This is a genomic window from Loigolactobacillus bifermentans DSM 20003 (assembly GCF_001434575.1).
Classification (GTDB): Bacteria; Bacillota; Bacilli; order Lactobacillales; family Lactobacillaceae; genus Loigolactobacillus; species Loigolactobacillus bifermentans.
Genome location: NZ_AZDA01000078.1, coordinates 1 through 2,657, shown reverse-complemented (window position 1 = coordinate 2,657; position 2,657 = coordinate 1). Strand labels below are relative to the sequence as shown.

Here is a 2,657-nt window from a genome sequence, read left to right as displayed (position 1 = left end):
CTTTATGGGTTTTTCTGTCCACTAATATGTTCAACTTAAATTTTACAATCTACCATAATTAAAAAGGGGCAGGCTATGCCCTTAAACTTCAAGAGTTAGTCCCTGCGATTACCCGTTTTTCGGCTATCGGAATACTAATGATGACGGAAGTAAACGAAATTCGGAAAGGAAAAACTATATTTCTTTCTCATTATGTTGGATGACATAATTCTACATTTTGTATAGCAGTGATTAATATGAACTATGGCAAACAGGAAAACCAACGTGTCAAGCGACAAATCATCAACGCCTTCTTTGAGTTACTGGCAGAAAAATCTAGGTCGGAGATTCGCCCGTCTGACATCATCAAGCGCTCTGGCGTTGCTCGCACCACCTACTATCGCAATTTCTTCAACCAAACCGATATCGTGGAATGCTACTTGAACGCGCTTCGCGAAAGCACCATTCCAGTTGCAGATGATACCTTGTCCTATGAAAATACGTTACAGGGATTCACTGCCACACTCCAGACAATACGTCCTGAAAAAGACCGGTTCTTGTTGCTATATCATGGCGGTTTTTCACAAGTCCTCCAGGCCTTCTTACTTGACAGTATTTTCGATGTAGCTGGTGATATGTCACTAGCGGATCCTGCAATCTACCGCCTATACTTTGTCACCGGCGCTATGTATAACCTCTTGATTGCGTGGTTCGAGCGCGATACCAGAGAAACGCCTCAAGAACTTGCGCGGATTGCTGCCAGCTATCTCCGCAATGGCGTGCTTAACACCAAGAAATTATAACTTGCTCAAGAGATCATTGCTTGACGTAACGTATGGTTGCAATGCACTGACGACACCATGATGAAGCAACTCCGTAATTTTTGGATAATACGCCTCAACAGATGCCTGACGTTCAAAGCAATATGATTCAAAAAACATGAAGGTATTGGCAATATAACTCATGGTCAACTCAAGGTCACCGTCAGACTGTTTGATTCCCATAACTTCTTGAACCATGTCTTGAATCACATTGCCCAGTTGTTCTCTGAACTCACCATTACGCCCTTTGCTCATTAGCAGATACAATAGCTCACCATTTGAACTGAAATACGCAACTAGTTTTCGTAACCCGACCTCAACAGATTCAAGTGGTAATTGCTTTTCAACATACACCCGAAATGATAGTAGCTGCGCTTGTTCGATTGACGAAAGTAAATCATAAATATCCTGATAATAAAGATAGAACGTGCTTCGGTGCACTTGAGCTTCACTGGTGATCGCCTTGATGGAGATTTTTTCAATATCAGTGTTCCCATAGAAACTGATAAAAGCATTTTCTATTTTTTTCTTGGTTTGTGCCACTTTGTCCGGTTGTTTATGCATGATAGCTCCTTTCACACGACATTCTGATCAATATTGTCGCTTGATGAATTTGATTTTCCCCATTAACATTTGAAATAAGACGACACGGTGTCGTATTTATCATACCAATACCTTTTGTATTCTCAAGTCAAAAATGAAAGTGAGCTGTCGAAATGACTAAGTTATCTGTTGAATGTATCATCGACAACCATCAGGTCGGAACCCAGGTGTTAAACGCACTCGAATTTGAGCGTACCCAGCATGTGCTTCACGAAATGAAATCACTCGGCGCTGATGTTCAACAGGATGAGCACCAATTGACCCACGCTGATATTAACTTACTAGGCGTTAAGACTGCGCGTGACGTAAACATTGAAACTCGTGCCCAATATTCTGCAACTGAGATTCAGGCCATGTATCGTCCGCAAATCAAGATGATGGAAGACATGTGGAAAAAAATTTGCAAGGGTTTTAACCTTGCAAAAAGTCCGTTCAAGATGAGCCAAACCTACATGAAAGTATTGGGCGTTGACCCAGACTTGATTATCAATGGCCGCCCACAAAAAACAGTCAAGGACGAAACGCCGGAAGACAAAATGCGCCGCATCGCTAATGAAGCCTCTGAAATGGCCTTGCAGATGAATCCAGAACATTTCTTCGTAACTGCTAGTGACGACGGCCTCTACGGCATGGAGACGTTCGGCATGTATGGCGCACCTTATCCGCAACTGATCACACCACTATCTACAGATGCACTACCGGTTCCTCGTGATCCAGCGTATCCAGTCGCCACTACAGGGCAACCAACCCTGATGGATGGCACACCGCTGTACACCATTCCGTATCATCAGTACAAACCACTGGAAAATGGGATTGAACTCAAGTTATCTGTCATCATGCCGGAAACGACCCCTGATGAGATTATCAACGGCCACGCATACCATCTCGCAATCGAATTCATGCACACAGCAGAAATATACGCACAGTCCAACGACTAGGAGGTTATCACGTGGGCCATCGTCAATCGCAGCGAAGTTGATGATTTACCAATGCGCCAAAAATCAATCCATAAGCGACACACCGGGAAATACAATATTGTCGACCATATCTACCGTTGCTCTTATTCTAAGGTTTTAAAAGACATTGATGAAATGGTGGCTAAAATCAAACGCAATAGCGGTATCATTAAATATGTCTCAGCATTTGATAAAACAATTGATCTAGCCATTCATGCTAACAAAAAATGCAGGAAAACCGACACCCGAATTATTCATACGAGGTTTAATATCGGCATACCGCACAATTTTGGACCAA

Annotated in this window: 4 protein-coding genes; 3 read left to right on the top strand and 1 reads right to left on the bottom strand. The window is 42.7% G+C overall.

The annotated features are described in order from the left end of the window. Positions 1-236: 236 nt before the first annotated feature. Positions 237-782 carry a TetR/AcrR family transcriptional regulator gene (locus FC07_RS08555; protein ID WP_057904687.1) on the top strand — a complete coding sequence of 182 codons (546 nt, stop codon included), beginning with the start codon at positions 237-239 and terminating at the stop codon, positions 780-782. On the opposite strand, the gene FC07_RS08550 is transcribed toward FC07_RS08555, so the two are convergent. Further along, on the bottom strand, positions 777-1,364 hold the full coding sequence (locus FC07_RS08550; protein WP_057904686.1) for a TetR/AcrR family transcriptional regulator: 588 nt from the start codon (positions 1,362-1,364) through the stop codon (positions 777-779). The genes FC07_RS08555 and FC07_RS08550 overlap by 6 nt on opposite strands. 152 nt (positions 1,365-1,516) lie before the next feature. Between FC07_RS08550 and FC07_RS08545 the strand changes: the two genes are divergently transcribed. Further along, entirely contained in the window at positions 1,517-2,341 is an 825-nt protein-coding gene (locus tag FC07_RS08545; RefSeq protein ID WP_057904685.1) for a hypothetical protein, read from the top strand. Positions 2,342-2,392: 51 nt separating this feature from the next. Then, positions 2,393-2,657: hypothetical protein (locus FC07_RS16190; protein WP_235807487.1), on the top strand; the 265-nt coding region annotated here is incomplete at its 3' end.

Excerpts from the sequence above, each read along its gene's own strand:
- FC07_RS08550 (WP_057904686.1), bottom strand. The coding sequence starts at position 1,364 with ATGCATAAACAACCGGACAAAGTGGCACAAACCAAGAAAAAAATAGAA.
- FC07_RS08545 (WP_057904685.1), top strand. The coding sequence starts at position 1,517 with ATGACTAAGTTATCTGTTGAATGTATCATCGACAACCATCAGGTCGGA.
- FC07_RS08555 (WP_057904687.1), top strand. The coding sequence starts at position 237 with ATGAACTATGGCAAACAGGAAAACCAACGTGTCAAGCGACAAATCATC.